This window comes from Natrinema altunense, assembly GCF_000731985.1.
GTDB classification, from domain to species: Archaea; Halobacteriota; Halobacteria; order Halobacteriales; family Natrialbaceae; genus Natrinema; species Natrinema altunense.
Window position 1 is genome coordinate 287,050 of the sequence record NZ_JNCS01000002.1, and the last position, 18,680, is coordinate 305,729.

Below are 18,680 nucleotides of genomic sequence, written 5' to 3' on the forward strand. Positions count from 1 at the left end.
TCGGTTCTTCCGTCTCAGTCGTCGTCTCGAGCCGCGACCGCCCGCTGGCGGATACGGAAACACAGGAGGGCCCCGCCGGCGAAAATGAGCGGTGTCAAGCGGTCCGACGCGGCGCCGGACAGGGCCGGTCGAACGGTCATGCCGGCCATGACGGCGAACAGAAGCGCCAACAGGCCGGCGATCGGAACGACGAACCCCTCGGTGAACGTCGCCCATCGGTCGTCGTCCCCCTCGTTGGTCATACCGGCGGTTAGTCGTATGCTATCAAATAGCTATGGGTGTCCACCGGCGGTTCCGGGGCAGGAACCGGCCGGAGGGCGGCGTGGCGCTATTCCCAGTAGTCCGTCTCGTCGTCGATGCGATAGTAGCCCTCGAGCGGCCGTTCGTCGCGGCCCCCCGGCGGCGAGCCGACGAAGACGCCGAATTTGTCCGATTCCGGGTAGACCGTCACGTCCGGCTCGTTCATCGTCGATATCGCCAGATACCGGAGCGGATCCGCGCCGTCGTTGACGACTCTGTGGCCGCCGCGTTCGTCCGCTGGGAGGGTCACGTAGTCGCCGGCCGTCAGCGGCTCGAGGCCGTTCTCCGTTTTCAATCGGCCGTCGCCCGCCAGCACGTAGAGCGCTTCCTCGTTTGCCGTGTGGTAGTGGTAGGGCCAGGAGCGTGCGCCGGGCGGGAGTTCGTAGAGGCTACAGCCGAGGGCCGAAGCGTCGACGGCGTTCGAGAGCTCCTTCCGGCGGAACGCGGGTTCCTCGTGGTCGTACTCGTTCCACTCGATGTCGGCCTCGTTGCGTTTCTCCATACCGCGGGCGTACGTCACCTCGAATAGTGAAGGTTCGTGACCGGTTCGGACTCGAGCGACACGCGAGCCGTCTGCGCCGGGGGTCGCACGGAGCGAACTCGATCGATCGTCGGCAGCGGAAAACGAAACCCCCTAACCTCGCCCGAGAGTGAATACGGACATGCACGACGACACCGAGGTCGCCGTCCTTCGACTCGGCCACCGCCCCGGCCGGGACGACCGGATGACGACCCACGTCGGACTGACCGCGCGGGCGCTGGGGGCCGACCGCGTGCTCTTTCCCGACAACGCCGGCCAGTCGCTCGAGACCGTCGCGGACATCACCGATCGCTTCGGCGGCCCCTTCGAAGCCGAACTCATCGAGGGCCCACAGGGGATCATCCGCAACTGGGAGGGGAACGTCGTCCACCTCACGATGTACGGCGAGCGCGTCCAGGACATCGAGGACGAGATCCGGGCGACTCACGCCGACGCGGGCGAGCCGCTCTTGCTCGTCGTCGGCTCCGAGAAGGTCCCGTTCGACGTCTACGAGGAAGCCGACTGGAACGTCGGCGTCACGAACCAGCCCCACTCCGAAGTGGCCGGACTGGCGGTCTTCCTCGACCGCCTGTTCGAGGGGCGGGAACTCGAGCGGGAGTGGGCCGACGCCGACCGGCACGTGATCCCGATGGAGACGGGCAAGCGCGTCGAAGCGACGGGGGACGAGTCCGCGTCCGACGCGGAGTAACGAGCGGGTGTCACCGACGAGAGGCGACCAGTCGAACCGGCCGGACGAGCCGGTCCCAGATCATCCCGACGGCCGTCCGGGCAGCCGCGAGGACCCCGGTTTCGTCCTTGGCGAGTCCGTAGCCGTTGCCCACCCGTTCGATCGGGCCCGAGCCACCGTGGACCGCGAGCAGTCGCTCGAAGTCCGCCTCCATGAGTCCGGTTCGGTCGCAGATCTCCGCCTTCGTGAGCGGCCGGTCGGCCTCGCGCAGTTCCTCGAGCAGCCAGCGGCTGTGCAGTGCGACGAGGTGGTACTCGTCGTCCGTCAGGTCGGGTTCGTCGGTCTCCGCCGTGTCGTCGTCGGTCCGCCGGGCGGCCAGGCCGTCGAGGCAGATCCAGCAGCCAGCCGCCAGCAGCGCAGGACCGACCCAGCGGCTCCCTGCCCGTAACTGGACGATACCCGCCGCCACGGCGACTACCCCGAAGGCGAGCCAGCACAGCGCCGGATCGACGTCGACCTCGTCGAGCGCGGCCTCGAAAAGTGCTCCACCGACCGCGAACCCGAGGACCGATCCGATCACGCTCGGCGCCACGTCGAGACCGGTGGCCGCTCCGGTGCCGACGGCGGCGACGGCGACATCGACTCGGTCGATGCAGTCACGCAGTCGAGTCACCGACTCGAGATCCATCTATCGGCAATACAACAGTATCGCTCCTAAGTGTATCGCTCGTCACGGTTCGGCCGGGCTCGCCAACTTGCTTCCGACCGTCGGGTGTTAGAGATATAAGGTTTTAAACGTGGTCGGCGGTACCACAATGCATGGACCTGACGGCGATCGACGACGCCGCGCGAACGGGCAACGTCGCGAAACTGTTCGATCGGACGGCCGCCCACCACGGGGACGCACAGGCGATGGAACATCACGGCCGGCGCTGGACCCACGCGGACGTCCGCGACTGGACCGCCGAACTCGCCGGCGGATTCCACGAGATCGGCCTCGAGCCCGGCGATCGAGCCCTGCTCTTCTTGCCGAACTGTCCGCAGTACCTGATCGCCTCGATCGGCGCGTTCAAGGCCGGCGTCGAAATTTCGCCGGTCAATCCTCAGTACAAGCGCCGCGAAGTGGCCTACCAGCTGACGGATACGGACGCGAGCGCCGTCATCACCCACCCCGCGCTCCGGGACGTCGTGGCCCAGGCGACCGCGGACGCCGACGTGGAGCCCGCGGTGATCACCATCCGGAGCGAGGACTGGGAGCGGGACCCGGACGATCACGCGTTCGAGGAGTTGCGTGGCGAGCCGACGCTGGTCGAGCGGGCCGACGACGACGTAGCGCTGTTGCCCTACACCTCGGGGACGACCGGCGATCCGAAGGGAGTCAAGCTCACCCACGAAAACACCCGCGCACAGCTGCTGTGGCCGCTGACAGCCTCGAACGTCGACGTCGAGCCGGCGGACGTTCGCAGCCTGACCTGGCTCCCACTCTATCACATCACCGGCTTCACCCACACCGCCCTCCAGCCGCTGGTCGGCGGCGGACGGCTCTACTTCCGGAGCGCACTCGAGTGGGACGCCCAGGAGTGCCTGCAACTCATCGAGGACGAGGTGATCACTCACTTCGTCGGCGTCACGACGATGTACGCGGATATGGTCGAGACCGACGACTTCGGCGAGTACGATCTCACCAGCCTCGAGTCGGCCTCCGAGGGCGGCGCGAAGCTTTCGACGGCAGTTCAGGAGCGGTTCGAGGAGACCGCGGGCGTCGATATCGCCGAGGGATACGGCCTCACCGAGACCCACGGCGCAACCCACACGCAGTCGGGGTCGACCTTCGGACTGAAACACGGGACGATCGGCCAACCGCTCCGGATGACCGACTGCAAGATCGTCGACGATTCGGGTACGGAAGTCGGCCCCGGCGAGGAGGGCGAACTCCTCGTCCGCGGCCCGCAGGTCATGGCGGGCTATCTCGAGTTGCCCGAGGCGACCGCGGCCGCCTTCACCGAGAACGGGTTCCTTCGCACGGGCGATATCGCCCGTCGCGATGGGAACAACTACTACGAAATCGTCGACCGGAAGAAACACATGATCAACACCGCCGGCTACAACGTCTATCCCAGCGAACTCGAGGACCTCATCCTGGAGCACGAGGCCGTCGCGGACGTCGCCGTCGTCGGGATTCCGGACGAGCGGCGCAACGAGGTGCCGAAGGCGTTCGTGGTCACGTCCGAGGGCATTGCTCCCGGCAGCGACGTCACCGCCGAGGAGATCACGGAGTTCTGTCTGGCGGCGGTGGCCAGCTACAAACATCCCCGCGAGGTCGAGTTCGTCGCGGAACTGCCCCGGACGACGAGCGGCAAGATTCAGAAGTACAAACTCGAGGAGCGCGAGGAGTAGGACACCGGTTGTCTCGAGGTCCTACGCCGTCTCGTAGTATCGGACGCCCTCTTCGGTCTCGTAGGAAACCCGACCGCGCGTCTCGAGCGTCCCCAGCGCCCCGAGCGTATCGAGTACGGGCGCGTGATAGCGGACGTTGCCGACGCGCTCTTCGGCGATCGCACGCGGCGTCGCCGGCTCGATCGCCTCGAGCGCCGTCGCCGTCTCCGCGAGCAGCGTATCCAATCGGTCGCGCGTCGTCTCGACGACTCGCTGGGGGTCCTCGAAGACGGGGCCGTGGCCGGGGAAGACGTGCGTCGCGGACGTTCCCTGTAGTCGGTCCATGGCCTCGTAGTAGGCGTCGACGGCCTCGTAGGCACCGCGGTCGAAGCCGACGTGGAAGGCCCCCGCGCGAAACGGCTCGATGAGCGCGTCGCCGGCGAAAAGCACGTCGGTCCCCTCGACGGTCGTCTCGAAGCACAGGTGATCGATCTCGTGGCCCGGCGTCTCGAAGACCCGGAACTCGCGGCCGCCGACGGCGAACGGCTCGGTCGGATCGATCGGCCGGGCACTCTCGCCGTCGACCAGCCGACGGTCCCGACGACGCGAGTCGAGTTCCTCCTCGAGTACCGTCTCGAGGTCGTCGTCGTAGCCCGCCGACCGCGCCGTCTCCCGGAGGCCGGCCCGGACGGTGTCCAGGTCGGTCTCGAGCCGGGCGAGCCCCGCTTTCGGCGCGTGAACCGTCGCGCCGGCCGCCCGGAGTGCGGGGAGTTGGCCGATGTGGTCGCTGTGGATGTGGGTCACGAGAACGTGGTCGATGTCGGCTGGGACGGCGTCGACCTCGGCGAGCCCCTCGCGCAGTTCCGTCTCGCCGACGCGGTCCGAGCCGCCCGTCTCGTCGGGTGCGCCCGCGTCGATCAGGATCGGTTCGGGTCCCTCGAGCAGGTAGGCGGCGACGTGTTTGGGTGGCCAGGGAACGTCGAACTCGAGGCGATGAATCCGCGAGCAGACGGTCTCCAGACGAGCGCCACCGCAGGAAGCGTCGGGAGTCATTGTCTCGAAAACGCCGAGCCAGCATCATAAGCGTCGCGCTCGAACGCGCCGGCGGTCGTGTCGGGAAGTCCCTTCCCGACCGGGCGATGAGGGCTTCCGTACTGCTTTTGCCGCCTTCCTCCGACGGGTGTGGCTCTCCGCAGCGGCGGCTGCCGTCGGTTCTCACGCAGGCGGCCGTAGCGCGCGCCACCGGGGGCGGGTCCACTTGACAAGCTTTAATGGCTCCATGCCGTTACATGCGGGTAATGGCTTTTGAGGACCTGCTCGAGGACCCGGTGATCCAGAAATATTTGCACGAGCTGGTCGGTCCGAAGGGGATGCCCGTCGCGGCGGCCCCCCCTGACGGCGAGGTGACCGACGAGGAGCTCGCGGAGGAACTCGACCTCGAGTTGAACGACGTGCGGCGCGCGCTGTTCATTCTCTACGAGAACGATCTCGCCACGTATCGGCGACTGCGCGACGAGGACTCGGGGTGGCTGACCTATCTCTGGACCTTCGAGTACGACAACATCCCGGAGAACTTAGAAGAGGAGATGTATCGGCTCCACGAGGCCCTCGACGAGCGCCGGGAGTACGAGCGCAACCACGAGTTCTACCTCTGTGAGATCTGCTCTATCCGGTTCGAGTTCGGCGAGGCGATGGACTTCAACTTCGAGTGTCCCGAATGTGGCTCCCCGCTGGAATCGATGGATAACAACCGACTGGTCGACGCGATGGACGACCGCCTCGACGCCCTCGAGGACGAACTCAACATCGACGCGGACGCCTAATGGTCGTACTTGCAACGAAACTCTACGTCGAAGGCGAGGCCCGCGAGCGGTCGCTGGATTCGCTGCGCTCGCTGGTGACCAACGAGATCGGCGAACTCGACGCGGAGTTCGAGATCGGGATCCGTCACGACGACTTCCCGTCGGTAACGATCGACGGCGACGACGCCACGGTCGCGCGTAACGTCCTCCGCGAGGAGTTCGGCGAGATCGTCCCCGATCTCCAGGCCGGCGACACCTACGTCGGCACCCTCGAGTCCTGGGACGAAGACGGGTTCGTCCTCGACGCCGGACAGGGCGACGGCGTCCGGATCCCGACCGACGAACTCGGGCTCGGCCCGGGGTCGGCGACGCAGATCCGCGAACGGTACGGACTGGTCCAACATCTGCCCCTGCGGTTCGTCTACGGCGGTGCCGACGGCGAGGAGCCGTCGCGACTCGCCGAGACGGAGCAGGATCGCCTCTACGAGTGGACCCGCGGCGACGGGCGGCTCAACGTCAACAGCGCGACCCGAGCGGAAGTCCGCGCCACGCTCAACCGGGCGGGGCACGCACAGGACTACGTCACCGTCGAGCGGCTCGGCCTGCTCGAGCAGAGCGTCATCTGTACCGAACACACCGATCCACCGGGACTGCTCGCGAGCGTGGGCGAGTATCTCCCGGCCGAACTCCGGTGTGTCGTTCCCTAGTATGAATCGACGGCTCGTTCTCGCGGCGATCGCGATCGCACTGCTCGCGACGCTAGCGGGCTGTTCGGCATTTTCCGGCGGTATTTCGGACGAACAGCTCGATCAGGATGGGAACTACAGCGAGCTGCGTGACAGCGAGGCGGACGTCGCGATCGATCTCGACGACGGCAATCTGATCAGCGACGGCGAATTCCGGGCGGTCTACGATCTCAACGGGTCCGAAGAACTGTCGCTGTACCGGTCTACGCTCTTCCGCGAGGAACCCTTGGAGATCAACAGCGTCCGCTACTGGTATCCCAACGGGACCGAGCTCACGGGCTCGGAACTCGACGTCGAACAGGGCCGGTCGAAGACGACCGTCCAGGTACCCGACGAGAACGGGACGCTCGCGTTCTCCGGCGACGCCGGCCGGAAGACGTTCCGATTGCCGGCCTACGTCGAGGGGTCGTACGAAGTGACGGTTCCGGAGGGCCATCGGACGTCGAACTTCCTGTTCGGCGATGTCTCGCCGAACGGGTACGAACGAGAGGTCGTCGACGGCCGGGAGCGCCTCTCTTGGGACGACCTCGACAGCACGATCTCGCTCCGGTACTACCTCGCGCGGGACGTTCCGCTGTTCCTCGGCCTCATCGGGGCCGTCGTCCTGCTCGGCGGCGTCGGCATCGGCTACTACTACCGACAGGTCAAGCGACTCCAAAAGGAACGCGAGGAGTTCGGTCTCGATATCGACACCGACGACGATTCGGACGGCGGCCCGCCCGGACTCCTGTGAAGGCCCGCCCGGACTAACGGATCGAGACGCTGCGGCTCCCATCATTACGGACCGCATCGATTTCCGTCCGACCCCAGATCCCCTTCTCGTTCTGCCCGTCGAACCCGGGCGATCGCTCGTCGGTTCCGGTCCTCGGCCTCGACACCCGGACGTTACCCGTGAATCGCCTGCTCGTCGAGCCAGATGACTTCGCGCTCGTCGATCTCGAGCCGTCCCCTGACGTGGCGCGTCTCTATCCGTGGGGGCTCGAGCGAGGCGGTGTGGATGTCCGTGGTCACGTCGACGCCATCGACGAGCCAGCCGTAGTTGCGGTCGTCGCCGTCGGTGGCCGAAAAGACGAGCAGTTTCGGATGATCGACTCGAGCCGCCGTCTCGAACGACGACCCGAACACCCGCGGTAAATCGACGACTCTGATCCGTTCCCCGGCGACGTGGACGGTCCCCGCGTTCCACGGATCGTCGGCGTCGACGAGGGAGTCGTCCTCCGTGACACCGAGCACGGAGGTGATCGATGTAGCCGTGACGCAGTACAGCTTTTCCTCGAGGGCGAACGTCAGGACTGTGACGCGCTCGTCGCGCTCGGCCCGCTCGGTCGAAACCGGATCCATTTCGGCTAACGGATGGGTGGTCGGAAAATAAGCCTTCTGATGGGCGATCTGTTCGTGCGAAACCGCACTCGGGAACCCCGAATGAGCGATCGCGCCGATCGGCGAGGTCGATCCCCGTCAGACGAGGAAACGCGTGCGGTTGAGTTCGGTCCGCGAGCGGAGTCGTCAGCAATCGGAACAATCACGGTGGAGTCAACGTTTTATTGGTGGACCCTGATACACGAACAGGACCATGGCCCCGGACCTCTCGGAAAAGCTTCTCGGACTCGATATCGACGACGCCGATCGGAGCGGCGATGCAACCGCCGGCGACGGCGAGGAGGAACTCCATCTCCAGTTTCTCTTCGTCGGCCTCGGCGAACACCGACTCGCGCTGCCGGTCGGCGCGGTCAGGACCATCACCGAACCGCCGACGGAGCTCACTCGAGTCCCGCGGTCACCCTCGGCTATCGAGGGACTGATGGACCTCCGTGGGGAGGTCACCGCGGTTATCGACCCGTCCGTACACTTCCCCGTCACCGAATCCCGGTCGGGCCGTGAGCGACTCCTCGTGCTCGACCGGGCGAGCGACCAGCAATCGGTTGCGATCCGGGTCGACGAGGTCATGGGCGTCGAGTCGATCCCCGAAAGCAACATTTTCGACGAGGACACCGTCGAGAACAGCGACCTCTCCGGTGACGTCCTCGAGCATCCCCTGATCGCCGCGCTCGTTACACAGGAACGGGAACTCCACACCGACGCCGACGATGTCGTAACGGACGACGCCGCCGACGCGACGGCCGGACCCGCACTCGGCGGCCCTGCGGGGACGGGCGGATCGACGACGCTGTCGTCGGCACGCGGGACGAGCGGTGGCATCGAGGAGTCGATGGGGGAGGCCTTCGAGGTCGAACCGACCGACGAGGCGGCCCCCGAACCGGCCGAAGAGGAGGACGACGATTCGACGCGGGAAGTCGTCGTCGAGGCGACTGCGCTGATCGATGTCAACAAGCTGTTATTAGCGTCCGGGCAGCCGCAATAATTTCCGCAACCCGTAGATCGGGATCCCCCGCGGTGACTGGGCTCTCCGGGGCGTATTCAACGCTTATCACGTCTGATAATCGAGAGACAGCATTTATGGTAGTTGTATCTCTACGGGAGTTTGGTGTACTACTGAATGTCGACAGGGGTGCTCATCGTGGACGACTCTCATTTTATGCGGAATCTATTGCGCCAGATCTTGGAACAAGATTACCGCATTCTCGGAGAGGCGTCCAACGGCGCTGAGGCCGTCAAACTGTACAAAGAACACGATCCCGACATCGTCATGATGGACATCGTGATGCCCAAATGCAACGGCATCAAGGCGACCGCGGCGATCAAGAAGATCGACCCGGACGCCCGCGTCATCATGTGTACGAGCGTCGGACAGCGTGAGAAAATGAAACTCGCCGTGAAAGCTGGCGCGGACGGCTACGTCACGAAACCGTTCGAGGAACCCAGCGTCAGAAAGGCCCTTTCAGACGTCGTCGCTGCATGACGAGAGTACTCGTTGTCGACGACTCGAGGTTTATGCGGACAGTCATCGGCAACGCGCTCGAGGCGGCTGGCTACGATATCGAAACGGCTTCGAACGGTTCCGAGGCCGTCGAGACCGTCGCCACGTTCGATCCGGATGTCGTGACGATGGACGTCGAGATGCCCGAAATGGGCGGTATCGACGCCGTCGAGCGAATCATGACGACGAACCCGACCCCGATTCTCATGCTCAGCGTGCACACCGAACGCGGTGCTGAGGCGACGCTCGATGCCTTGGAGCGGGGGGCCGTTGACTTCCTTCACAAGCCCGACGGTTCGGACTCACGAAACATCGCCCACCTCAGCGACGATGTCGTCGACGCGGTCGACGAACTCGCCGAGGCCGACGTCTCGTCGGTAGCACTCGCGCGGGCCTCGGCGGCGGCCTACGCGACTCGCTCGGGGCGCGCCGACAGTGCGGGTCGAGGAACGACGACCGGCAACGCGGTCGCCGGCGGCGGGGCGGAGACCCGACTGAATCCCGACTCCGGGACGATCGATCCCGAGGCGGGACCGGGGATCGGCGCTCCCATCGATCCTGACGAGGACGCGGCTCCGGTCGCCGTCGACGGGGACCGCGCCGATGCACCGACGGTCGTCCTCGGCGCGTCGACCGGCGGGCCAAAGATCGTCGAGCGACTGTTCGAACGACTCCCGGCCGATCTCGAGGCGAAAGTGCTGGTCGTCCAGCATATGCCACCCGGATTCACCGAGCGATTCGCCGACCGACTCGACGCGAACAGCGCGTACGACGTCAGCGAGGCGGCGGACCGGGACTGGGTCCGCGCCGGCGAGGTTGCGGTTGCACCGGGCAACCACCATCTCGAGGTAGCGCGCAACGTCAACGGTGCCCTTCGCCTGCGACTCGACGACGGCAAGCGCGTCCACGGCGTGCGACCGTCGATCGACGTGACGATGGAGAGCGCCGCCGAACGGGTCTCCGATGCGCTCTGTGGCATCGTCCTGACCGGAATGGGCCGCGACGGGGCGGCCGGGATCGAGGCGATCAAGGCCGCCGGCGGTCGGACCATCGCACAGGACGAGGCGACGAGTCCGGTCTTTGGCATCCCCTGTCAGGCAATCGAAACGGGCTGTGTCGATACGATCGCGCCCGCAAACGGCATCGCCGAGGCGATCGTCGACGCGTTCACGACGGACGGTGAGAACGATGAGTGATTATCTGACAGACTTCGTTCAGGAGAGCGAAGAACGGATTACGGAACTGAACAACGCCTTGCTCACCCTCGAGCGCGAGCCCGACGACGAGGAGGCGATGGAGAACATCTTCCGGATCGCACACACCCTCAAGGGGAACTGCGGGGCGATGGGACTGGAGTCGGCCAGCGACCTCGCCCACGCGATCGAGGACCTGCTCGATGCCGTCCGCCGCGACGAACTCGATGTGACCGCGTCGTTGATGGACGTCGTCTTCGACGCCGTCGACGAACTCGAGACGATGATCGGCGAGGTCGCCGAAACCGGCGAGATCCGGACCGACCCGTCGGCGACGATCGAATCGCTTCGTGACCACCTCCCCGATGCTGACGGGACGAACGCGGGAGTCGAACCGCCGACGGCGGACGAAATCGACGACGTCTGTGCCCGGTTCGAGCCGCCGGCCGACGACGGTCACGACGTCTATCTCGCCCGCCTCGAGATCGCACAGGAAGCGGGCATCAACAACGGGGAACTGGTCGTCGATGCACTGATCGACGCCTTCGATCTGATCGGAACCGACCCGCCCCGCGAAACGATCGAGACCGGGGACTACGGCGGGAGTTTCGACGCGGTCTTCGGGACCGCGGTCGGCGAGGCTGCGATCGCCTCGGGACTCGATCCGGTCGAGGAGGTCGACGAGTTCGAAATCGTCGACGTCTCCGATCGGTTCGAGGGCGAAAATGCAGTCGCAGGCGCGCCCGGGGCGGAGTCGGCGGCCGATTCCGAACCGGGTGAGGGGATCTCCTCCGACGAGGCCCAGGACCTCGAAGTCGACGACCTCTTGGACGAGTTCGACGAGTTCGATAACTTAGACGAGATGGTCGACGACGTCGAGGACGAGGACCTCGACGCGTTCGAGGACATGGGCGAAGCCGGGTCGTTCGACGATCTGCTGGACGAAGAGGACATCGACGAACTCGACGCCGATCCGGGCGAACCGCCGGGTGGGGCCCGCGATGCGGATGACGGCCCGACCGACGGGACCGCGGAGTCGACGGCCGACGACGCGGCCGGAGACGCGTCGTCTCCGTCCGATGCCGACGACGACGAAGTCGACGACGCCGGCGCGGTCTTCGACGAACTCAAAGACGAGGTCGAGATGGTCGGGTTCGACGAACTCCAGGACGAACTCGAGGAACTCGAGTTCGACGAGTTCGACGAAGAGGAGGAGGTCGATATGGACGAACTCCTCGGCGAAGACGCCGCCGACGACTCGTTCCTCGACGACGAGGAGCCGTCGGCGGACGCGGTCGACGATATCCTGGTCGGCTCGGAACCGGACGCTGAGCCGGAGACGGAGGAGGGGATCGACGAGATCGAAGCCGACGACGTGCTCGACGATGCCGTCGACGAGGTGACGTTCGATGCCGACGAGACTGCGGCGTCGATGGCCGACGACGCGGGATCGAGCGACGAAGCGACCGCCGCGCCCGATCCGGACGCGGAGACGGTCGCCGAAGACGGCGTCGACGATTCGGCGGCGGCCGACGCGGAGCGCGGTGAGACGGGAACCCACGAAGCGGGTCCCGACGGGTCGGCCACTGCTGCGGCCGGTTCCGACGAAACTGTCGTTTCCGACGAACGTCCCGATGCGGACGACGACGGGTCGGCCGAGGACACAGCTGTCCCTGCAGCCGACGAACCCGCAGCGTCCGACGGCTCGTCCCCGCAGACCGATCCCGAGGCCGACGACGCGATGGCCGACGCGGGAGACGGGGCCGTCGCCGACGGACCCGAGGACGGTACGGAGTCCGGGGCCGACGGCAGCTTCGCGGCCGACTCGTTCGGCGGGACCGGCGACGAGGTCGAGCCGACGCCGGCCGTCGACGACGACTTCGGGACGGCCGACGACGAGTCGGACCCCTTCGACGACGGCAGCTTCGCGGCCGACGTCGACGACTCGTTCGCGGACTTCTCGCCCGATACGACCGACGCCGAGCCGGAGTCGGACGATAGCTTCGACAGCGGGTTCGACGAGCAACTGGGCGGACAGTCCGACGACGAGACGTTCCCCGGAACCACCGAGTTCGACACCGACGAGACTGACTTCGAGGAACCCGCGTCGGACGTCGAGACCGATTCGGACTCGAGCCTGTCGGCCGCCGCATCGTTCGGTGACGACGGGAGCGGGTCCGAAACCGACGACTCCGCCGACGTCGTCCGGACCATCGACGAGCCCGAGATGGAAATTCCGGACGTTTCGCTTCCGGAGACGAGCGACCGGTCGGACGCCGACGACGAGGACGACGAGATCCAGTCGGTTCGCGTCGACATCGAACAAGTCGACTCCCTGCTCACGCTCGTGGAGGGACTGGTGACCAGTCGCGTCCGCCTCCGCCACGCGGCCGATGCGGACGACGATGGCACGGCTCTCGACAAGGAACTCGACGCGCTGTCGGATCTGACGAGCGATCTGCAGGAGACAGTGATGGACATCCGACTGGTGCCGCTCCAGACGGTGACGAGTCGCCTGCCGCGGGTCGTTCGCGATATCGCCCGCGATCAGGACAAGCAGGTGGCCTTCGAGATAAGCGGCGAAACCGTCGAACTGGACCGGAGTATCCTCGATCGGATCGGCGATCCGCTGATCCATCTGGTTCGCAACGCCGTCGACCACGGGATCGAAGCCCCGGAGCGACGCGAGGAGATCGGCAAACCGCGCGAAGGGACCGTCGAGGTCCACGCCGATCGCTCGAGCGACCGCGTGACGATCACGGTCGCGGACGACGGGAGCGGACTCGATCCGGATCGGCTCCGCGACGAAGCCGTCGACGCGGGGGTTCTCGACGCGGAGGAGGCCGCCGCCCTCTCCGAGGGGGAGGCGTACGACCTCATCTTCCATCCCGGGCTTTCGACGGCCGACGAAGTGACGGACGTCAGCGGCCGCGGCGTCGGCATGGACGTCGTCAAGCGGACGATCGAGGACCTGGACGGCACGGTCTCGATCGACAGCGACGAGGGCGAGGGGACGACCGTCACGATGACGCTTCCGGTGACGGTTGCGATCGACGAAATCCTGTTCATCGAAAGCGGCGGCGAGGAGTTCGGTATCCCGACGAAGGCCGTACAGGACATCGAAGCCGCGACCGCGATCGAAACGGCCGCCGGCGAACCCACGCTCCACGGCGACGACGGCGAGTATCCCGTCATCGAACTGGCCGACGTCCTCGAGACGCCGGCTCCCGGTGCGAACGGCGACGGGATGGTCGTCCGCATTCGCGACGAGGTCCGCGAGGTGGCGCTGCACTGCGATCACGTGCAGGGTCAACAGGAGGTCGTCGTCAAGCCCTACGAGGGCGTTATGAGCGGTATTCCGGGTCTCAGCGGTGCAACGGTGCGGGGGAGGGGGGAAGTAGTCAACATCCTGGACGTGACGACACTATGAACGAACGCGAACACCCACACCTACGGAGGAATTCATGACGATGATGGTCGATATACGAAAGCTGAGCTTCATAAACGAGATGGCGAAAGTCGGGACGAACGGCGTCGCCGACAACATGAGCAAACTGACCGGCGAGGACGCCCAGATGGAGGTGACCAAGACCAACTTCATCGACGTCGACGACATCGAGTCACAGCTCGATGCCGGGAAACGGGTCGGCGTCCGCGTCCGACTGCTCGATCCCCCACACGGGCACATCCTCATCCTCTTCCCGGAGGCGAGCGCGAAGAAGATCACGGCGATCATGCTTCGTGACGTCGTCGACGACATGGGCGATGTCTCCGGAAAGATGGCCCGCAGCGCCGTCGAAGAGATGGGCAACATGATGGCAAGTGGCTTCATCGACGGCTGGGCGGACGTGCTCGGCCGCGCGATCGATATCGCCGCGCCACAGCTCGTCTACGCACAGACGGGTGACATCGTCACCCGGACGGCCAGTCTCGGCGGCGACGATCTGGCCCTGTTCTTCGACTCCGATCTGTCGGTCCCCAGCTACCAGATCGAAGCCGAGATTTACGCCTTCCCCGACTTGGGAGAGTTCGTGGAAATGGTCAACGGCATCGAAGTCCAATCCGCATGAAACTCGACGTCAACGCACTCGGCACGTTCTACCGGATGGCTCGAGAGGGAGCCGGACTGGCGGCGGGCCGACTCACCCATATGCTGGGCGTCGAGACGAAAGTCGGCGTGACGAAGCTCAACTTCATGCGCGGCCAGGAGATCCGGCGCGACTTCGAGGACTCGACGGAGAAGGTCGGCGTCCGCGTCAAGCTGACCGGCGGGATCGAGGGCTACTCGGTCGTCGTCTTCGAGCGCGAGAACGCGCTCCGAATCGTCGAAACCCTGCTCGCGGAAGCCGGTCCCGACGCGGATGTCGACGCCGATGTCGACGAACTCGACGGCTTCGACGAGATGACCGAGAGCGCGGCCACCGAGGTCGGTCACATCATGAACAGCGGCTTCATCGACGGCTGGGCCGACGTCTTGGAAACCGTCATCGACGTCTCCACGCCGGAGTTCGTCGAGGGACAGACCGCCGAGCCCTTCTTCGGCGACATCGACGAGGCACCGGCCGACGACGATCTCGCCTTGCTCTTCCAGAGCCAGATCGAAACCGTCGGGACCGAGGTCGGCTTCAGTCACTACCTCTTCCCGAAACGCGAGTCGATGTCGAAGCTCCTGGAGCAACTGCGCACCAGCGAGGGCATCGAGTACGACAAACTCGACGGCTTCGATCGAATGGCGGAACGCGGTGCCGAGGAGGTCGCCAAGACGGCGACCACGCTGACCGGCATCGATACCAGCGTCGACATCCGCCGGCTGAACTTCGTCTCGCTCGAGGCGATCCCCGAGCAGGTGGCAAACGAGAAACTCGTCGGGGTCGCCTTCGAATTCGACGGTGCCAAGCGGCTATCTCCTCTTCCTGTTCGACGAGGAGTCGGCCCACGAGATCGTCGACGCGATGGTTCCCATGGAGGTCGACGAGGACGGGTTCGGCGAGATGGGCACCAGCGCGATCAAGGAACTCGGGAACATCATGGCAAGCGGGTTCCTCGACGGGTGGGCGAACGTCCTCGATACGACGATCGACCACTCGACGCCGGAGTTCATCCACGACATCGGTGCCGCGGCCGTCGACCCGGTCATCATCCAACTCGGTGAGAATCAGGACTTCGCGTTCGTCTTCGACACGGTCGTCATGGCCGACGGTCGGGAGTTCGACTGCGAAGTGTACGCCATCCCCGACGAGTCCGATCTCGAGCGGGCGCTGAACAACTTAGACGTCGATCGGATCGAGGAGACGCCGACGACGGCGGAGTTCCAGGAAGTCGATAACACATGAAAACGTACGGCACCGAACCGGGCGCACCGACGCCGGTCCAGGTCGGCATCTCCGAACTCGTCGTCAGCGACGGCGACGACACGCTCAAGTCCTACGGCCTCGGGTCGTGTCTGGCCATCGCTCTGTACGACCCGAACACCAATATCGGCGGCTTGGCACACGTCATGTTACCCGACGGCGACACTGCGGACAACAGCGATCGCAAACCCGGCAAGTACGCCGATACGGCGATCCGTGCGCTCCTCCGACGCATGGTCGAGCAGGGCGCAAACTACACCGCCGTCGAAGCGAAAATCGCCGGCGGCAGCGACATGTTCGAGTTCGAGAGTTTCGGCGACGGCGTCGGACAGCGAAACATCGCCGCCGCGAAGACGGAACTCGAGAAACTCGGCGTCCCGCTTGAGGCGGAAGACGTCGGTGGCGAATACGGTCGCACCGTCGAATTCACGCCCGGGACGGGCACGCTCGTGGTGAAAACGTCCGACGGCGAGAACGGAGTGACGGAACTGTGATCGGCGACGGCGCTGGCGACGCCGGCACCGACCCCGACGACGGTAACCGTGACGACGAGGTGTTCGCGGATCTCCTCGCGTTCGTCGAAGACGAACTGTCGTTCGCGACCAGCCACTACAACGACAGCTACCTCGACCGGCGTATCTCCTCGCGGATGCGGCGGACCAGAAACGAGACGTACCAGGAGTACTTCGAGTACCTGCGAGGCGATGCCGACGAACAGGAGGCGTTGCTCGAGGCGATGAGCATCAACGTGACCGGCTTTTTTCGGAATCCGGATGTCTGGTCGGGGATTCGGACCGTGCTCCGGAAACTGTCCGCGAAAGAGACGACCGTCCGAGTCTGGAGTGCCGCGTGTGCCGACGGCCGAGAACCGTACTCGCTTGCGATGCTCGCGCGTGACGATCCTCAGATCGACGAGTCCAGCGTCTACGTTCTCGGGACCGACATCAGTACACCGGCGCTCGAAACGGCTCGGAACGGCGTCTACGAGGAATCCCGGACGGTCGACCTCGACGAGCAACTCTCCTTTCTCGACGACTACCGGCGGTACGTCGATGTCGATGGGCGGACCTACCGTATCAGCGACGAGATCAAGCGAAACGTGCGCTTTCAGCGCCACGACCTGATCAACGACGACCCGAAGTCGGGGTTCGATCTCGTCACGTGCCGGAATCTCTTCATATACATCGACAACGCGTACAAACGACCGATGCTCGAAACGATCGCCCGGTCGCTTCGAACGAACGGCTACCTCGTCATCGGCAAGGCCGAGACGATCCCGCCGTCGCTCCAGTCGGCGTTCGCCGTCCGCGAGGCTCGCTTGCGAATCTATCAGCGGGACGGCCGCAACACGGGTGGTGGGACGACCGACCGCCGCACGGACTCGAACTTCACGTCGTAGCGGAGACGAGACGTGCGAGGCGATGTCGGGCTTCCCGCGAGAACCCATTGCTACTGTTCACAGTTCGGAGCACAACCACTCGTTACATGACGGTTCACCGAATACTCCCGACGAATGCCTCCGCTCGACCTTCGACCGTTCATCGCCCGCACTGCGGCGCTGATCGATTCGTCGCCGCCGACGTCCCGCGGTGAAACCCGCACGTGGCTCGTCGAACCCTTCCTCGAGACCCTTGGCTGGGACTGTCGTGACGACTCGTGTGTGACCGACCGGACCGTCGACGGGACGCGAGTCGAATACGTGCCGATGATCGAGTCGGTGCCCGCGCTGCTCGTTGCCGTCGAGGCCTACGATGCGTCCCTCGAGGAGTCACGCGCCACCGCGCTTCGGGGGGCGATGACCTGGACGGGTATCGACCGCGCGATCTACACGAACGGCCGCGAGTACCTCCTGCTTGCGGGCGCGTCCGATATCGACTACCACGCACTCACCCTCTCCGAACTCGCCGACACGGAGTCGACACTGGACAACTACTCGCGGGCGGCCCTGGCTCGCCGACTCGAGCACCACTCGCGGGATCACGTCGCCCGGCGACTCGCACTCGAGCGGCCGCGTCTCGTCGACGCGATCGTCGAGCAACTGACGACGGCCGCCGTGCAGGGCGATGCCTACGCCGACGAGTTCGACTCCGCGGTCGATCGATTCCTCGATCAACTCGTCGTCGCGTTCGCCGACAGCAGGCCGCAATCGGGGGAGACACGGGCGGACGTCTCGATTCGCTTCAGCGAATCGGCGGTGACCGGAGACGGGGAGACGAATGATACCCGCGAACCCGGCTCTCGGTCCGGATTGGCAGCCGACTCCGGCGGCGACGCCACCGAGCCGAGAACGGACGCGACTCGAGCCGAGCGCGGGAGCGCTGCGGGCTCGAACGCCGACGCTGCCCGCGAAGCCGGTACGCACGACGCGACAGGGACGGAATCGGACGACCCGTCGGCGTCGACTCCCGACGACGGATCGGACGGACCGACCGCCGATGCCGACACCGGTACCGACGGCGGCGAATACGTCGTCCGATTCTTCAACGATCGCGGTTCGATCGGCGCGATCGGCCACTCGACGGCGGAGGGGGCACTCGTCGAGGCCGCCGAGTACCTATTCGAGCGCGGCCTCTCCGGTATCGAGGTCCCGTGGAGCCCCGACGACGCCGACGGCACGGTTCTGAACGCTGCCCCCACTCACGCCGACGGCTCGCCGATGGCCGCCCCGACACAGCTCTCGAACGGCCTCTACCTCGCGACCGGGGGTGAACCGGACGAACGCGCCGCACGCGTCGAGGCGCTCGCCGCTCGAGCGGGATTGCGGGCGATGCTCACGGGAGACTGGGATGATCGAACCTCCTGAAACGATTGCTACGCCGATCGGCC

The 18,680-nt window shown here is 65.7% G+C and carries 18 protein-coding genes and 1 pseudogene; 14 read left to right on the top strand and 5 right to left on the bottom strand.

The window, feature by feature from the left end:
• Nucleotides 1-14: 14 nt before the first annotated feature.
• Together ALTAJ2_RS05645 and ALTAJ2_RS05650 are read right to left on the bottom strand one after the other, a co-directional pair.
• Entirely contained in the window at nucleotides 15-242 is a 228-nt protein-coding gene (locus tag ALTAJ2_RS05645; protein ID WP_007108270.1) for a hypothetical protein, read from the bottom strand.
• Nucleotides 243-328: 86 nt separating this feature from the next.
• On the bottom strand, nucleotides 329-802 hold the full coding sequence (locus ALTAJ2_RS05650; protein WP_007108271.1) for a cupin domain-containing protein: 474 nt from the start codon (nucleotides 800-802) through the stop codon (nucleotides 329-331).
• A gap of 160 nt (nucleotides 803-962) precedes the next feature.
• Here ALTAJ2_RS05650 and ALTAJ2_RS05655 point away from each other — a divergent pair, with 160 nt between their 5' ends.
• Nucleotides 963-1,529 carry a tRNA (cytidine(56)-2'-O)-methyltransferase gene (locus ALTAJ2_RS05655; protein WP_007108272.1) on the top strand — a complete coding sequence of 189 codons (567 nt, stop codon included), beginning with the start codon at nucleotides 963-965 and terminating at the stop codon, nucleotides 1,527-1,529.
• 10 nt (nucleotides 1,530-1,539) lie between these two features.
• On the opposite strand, the gene ALTAJ2_RS05660 is transcribed toward ALTAJ2_RS05655, so the two are convergent.
• Nucleotides 1,540-2,196: a hypothetical protein gene (locus ALTAJ2_RS05660; protein ID WP_007108273.1), complete on the bottom strand. Its 657-nt coding sequence runs from the start codon at nucleotides 2,194-2,196 to the stop codon at nucleotides 1,540-1,542.
• A gap of 131 nt (nucleotides 2,197-2,327) precedes the next feature.
• On the opposite strand from ALTAJ2_RS05660, the gene ALTAJ2_RS05665 reads away from it, so the two are divergent.
• Nucleotides 2,328-3,905, top strand: a complete 1,578-nt coding sequence (locus ALTAJ2_RS05665; protein WP_007108274.1) for a class I adenylate-forming enzyme family protein — start codon at nucleotides 2,328-2,330, stop codon at nucleotides 3,903-3,905.
• 21 nt (nucleotides 3,906-3,926) lie between these two features.
• Here ALTAJ2_RS05665 and ALTAJ2_RS05670 read toward each other — a convergent pair whose 3' ends face one another.
• Nucleotides 3,927-4,937 carry an MBL fold metallo-hydrolase gene (locus ALTAJ2_RS05670; protein ID WP_007108275.1) on the bottom strand — a complete coding sequence of 337 codons (1,011 nt, stop codon included), beginning with the start codon at nucleotides 4,935-4,937 and terminating at the stop codon, nucleotides 3,927-3,929.
• Nucleotides 4,938-5,182: 245 nt separating this feature from the next.
• On the opposite strand from ALTAJ2_RS05670, the gene tfe reads away from it, so the two are divergent.
• Genes tfe through ALTAJ2_RS05685 form a run of 3 tightly spaced genes read left to right on the top strand, consistent with a single transcriptional unit; the run spans nucleotide 5,183 to nucleotide 7,165 of the window.
• A complete protein-coding gene (gene tfe, locus ALTAJ2_RS05675) occupies nucleotides 5,183-5,707 on the top strand; it encodes a transcription factor E (RefSeq protein ID WP_006186554.1) in 525 nt (174 codons plus the stop codon).
• Nucleotides 5,707-6,393 carry a DUF2110 family protein gene (locus tag ALTAJ2_RS05680; protein ID WP_007108276.1) on the top strand — a complete coding sequence of 229 codons (687 nt, stop codon included), beginning with the start codon at nucleotides 5,707-5,709 and terminating at the stop codon, nucleotides 6,391-6,393. The genes tfe and ALTAJ2_RS05680 overlap by 1 nt, the downstream gene beginning before the upstream one ends.
• A gap of 1 nt (nucleotide 6,394) precedes the next feature.
• Complete coding sequence (locus tag ALTAJ2_RS05685) at nucleotides 6,395-7,165, top strand: DUF5803 family protein (RefSeq protein ID WP_007108277.1); 771 nt, start codon at nucleotides 6,395-6,397, stop codon at nucleotides 7,163-7,165.
• 152 nt (nucleotides 7,166-7,317) lie between these two features.
• On the opposite strand, the gene ALTAJ2_RS05690 is transcribed toward ALTAJ2_RS05685, so the two are convergent.
• A complete protein-coding gene (locus ALTAJ2_RS05690) occupies nucleotides 7,318-7,773 on the bottom strand; it encodes a chemotaxis protein CheW (protein WP_007108278.1) in 456 nt (151 codons plus the stop codon).
• Nucleotides 7,774-8,005: 232 nt separating this feature from the next.
• Here ALTAJ2_RS05690 and ALTAJ2_RS05695 point away from each other — a divergent pair, with 232 nt between their 5' ends.
• From ALTAJ2_RS05695 to ALTAJ2_RS05735, 9 genes and pseudogenes are all read left to right on the top strand, one after another.
• Complete coding sequence (locus ALTAJ2_RS05695; RefSeq protein WP_007108279.1) at nucleotides 8,006-8,794, top strand: chemotaxis protein CheW; 789 nt, start codon at nucleotides 8,006-8,008, stop codon at nucleotides 8,792-8,794.
• Nucleotides 8,795-8,929: 135 nt separating this feature from the next.
• Nucleotides 8,930-9,292 carry a chemotaxis protein CheY gene (cheY, locus tag ALTAJ2_RS05700; protein ID WP_006181855.1) on the top strand — a complete coding sequence of 121 codons (363 nt, stop codon included), beginning with the start codon at nucleotides 8,930-8,932 and terminating at the stop codon, nucleotides 9,290-9,292.
• Nucleotides 9,289-10,506 carry a chemotaxis-specific protein-glutamate methyltransferase CheB gene (cheB, locus tag ALTAJ2_RS05705; protein ID WP_049899856.1) on the top strand — a complete coding sequence of 406 codons (1,218 nt, stop codon included), beginning with the start codon at nucleotides 9,289-9,291 and terminating at the stop codon, nucleotides 10,504-10,506. Before cheY ends, cheB begins: the two co-directional genes overlap by 4 nt.
• A complete protein-coding gene (locus ALTAJ2_RS05710) occupies nucleotides 10,499-13,933 on the top strand; it encodes an ATP-binding protein (protein ID WP_007108281.1) in 3,435 nt (1,144 codons plus the stop codon). The genes cheB and ALTAJ2_RS05710 overlap by 8 nt, the downstream gene beginning before the upstream one ends.
• Before the next feature lie 34 nt (nucleotides 13,934-13,967).
• Nucleotides 13,968-14,573, top strand: coding sequence for a chemotaxis protein CheC (locus tag ALTAJ2_RS05715; RefSeq protein WP_006186561.1), 606 nt, complete (start codon nucleotides 13,968-13,970; stop codon nucleotides 14,571-14,573).
• Nucleotides 14,570-15,836 (top strand): annotated as a pseudogene (locus ALTAJ2_RS05720) (chemotaxis protein CheC). Before ALTAJ2_RS05715 ends, ALTAJ2_RS05720 begins: the two are co-directional and overlap by 4 nt.
• Nucleotides 15,833-16,348 carry a chemotaxis protein CheD gene (locus ALTAJ2_RS05725; RefSeq protein WP_007108283.1) on the top strand — a complete coding sequence of 172 codons (516 nt, stop codon included), beginning with the start codon at nucleotides 15,833-15,835 and terminating at the stop codon, nucleotides 16,346-16,348. Before ALTAJ2_RS05720 ends, ALTAJ2_RS05725 begins: the two are co-directional and overlap by 4 nt.
• Nucleotides 16,345-17,253, top strand: coding sequence for a CheR family methyltransferase (locus ALTAJ2_RS05730; RefSeq protein WP_007108284.1), 909 nt, complete (start codon nucleotides 16,345-16,347; stop codon nucleotides 17,251-17,253). Before ALTAJ2_RS05725 ends, ALTAJ2_RS05730 begins: the two co-directional genes overlap by 4 nt.
• Before the next feature lie 114 nt (nucleotides 17,254-17,367).
• Nucleotides 17,368-18,657, top strand: coding sequence for a hypothetical protein (locus tag ALTAJ2_RS05735; protein ID WP_007108285.1), 1,290 nt, complete (start codon nucleotides 17,368-17,370; stop codon nucleotides 18,655-18,657).
• Nucleotides 18,658-18,680 lie beyond the last annotated feature (23 nt).

Bases quoted from the DNA above. Each gene is read 5' to 3' on its own strand.
- ALTAJ2_RS05645 (WP_007108270.1), bottom strand. From the start codon at position 242: ATGACCAACGAGGGGGACGACGACCGATGGGCGACGTTCACCGAGGGG.
- ALTAJ2_RS05650 (WP_007108271.1), bottom strand. From the start codon at position 802: ATGGAGAAACGCAACGAGGCCGACATCGAGTGGAACGAGTACGACCAC.
- ALTAJ2_RS05655 (WP_007108272.1), top strand. From the start codon at position 963: ATGCACGACGACACCGAGGTCGCCGTCCTTCGACTCGGCCACCGCCCC.
- ALTAJ2_RS05660 (WP_007108273.1), bottom strand. From the start codon at position 2,196: ATGGATCTCGAGTCGGTGACTCGACTGCGTGACTGCATCGACCGAGTC.
- ALTAJ2_RS05665 (WP_007108274.1), top strand. From the start codon at position 2,328: ATGGACCTGACGGCGATCGACGACGCCGCGCGAACGGGCAACGTCGCG.
- ALTAJ2_RS05670 (WP_007108275.1), bottom strand. From the start codon at position 4,937: ATGACTCCCGACGCTTCCTGCGGTGGCGCTCGTCTGGAGACCGTCTGC.
- tfe (WP_006186554.1), top strand. From the start codon at position 5,183: ATGGCTTTTGAGGACCTGCTCGAGGACCCGGTGATCCAGAAATATTTG.
- ALTAJ2_RS05680 (WP_007108276.1), top strand. From the start codon at position 5,707: ATGGTCGTACTTGCAACGAAACTCTACGTCGAAGGCGAGGCCCGCGAG.
- ALTAJ2_RS05685 (WP_007108277.1), top strand. From the start codon at position 6,395: ATGAATCGACGGCTCGTTCTCGCGGCGATCGCGATCGCACTGCTCGCG.
- ALTAJ2_RS05690 (WP_007108278.1), bottom strand. From the start codon at position 7,773: ATGGATCCGGTTTCGACCGAGCGGGCCGAGCGCGACGAGCGCGTCACA.
- ALTAJ2_RS05695 (WP_007108279.1), top strand. From the start codon at position 8,006: ATGGCCCCGGACCTCTCGGAAAAGCTTCTCGGACTCGATATCGACGAC.
- cheY (WP_006181855.1), top strand. From the start codon at position 8,930: ATGTCGACAGGGGTGCTCATCGTGGACGACTCTCATTTTATGCGGAAT.
- cheB (WP_049899856.1), top strand. From the start codon at position 9,289: ATGACGAGAGTACTCGTTGTCGACGACTCGAGGTTTATGCGGACAGTC.
- ALTAJ2_RS05710 (WP_007108281.1), top strand. From the start codon at position 10,499: ATGAGTGATTATCTGACAGACTTCGTTCAGGAGAGCGAAGAACGGATT.
- ALTAJ2_RS05715 (WP_006186561.1), top strand. From the start codon at position 13,968: ATGACGATGATGGTCGATATACGAAAGCTGAGCTTCATAAACGAGATG.
- ALTAJ2_RS05725 (WP_007108283.1), top strand. From the start codon at position 15,833: ATGAAAACGTACGGCACCGAACCGGGCGCACCGACGCCGGTCCAGGTC.
- ALTAJ2_RS05735 (WP_007108285.1), top strand. From the start codon at position 17,368: ATGCCTCCGCTCGACCTTCGACCGTTCATCGCCCGCACTGCGGCGCTG.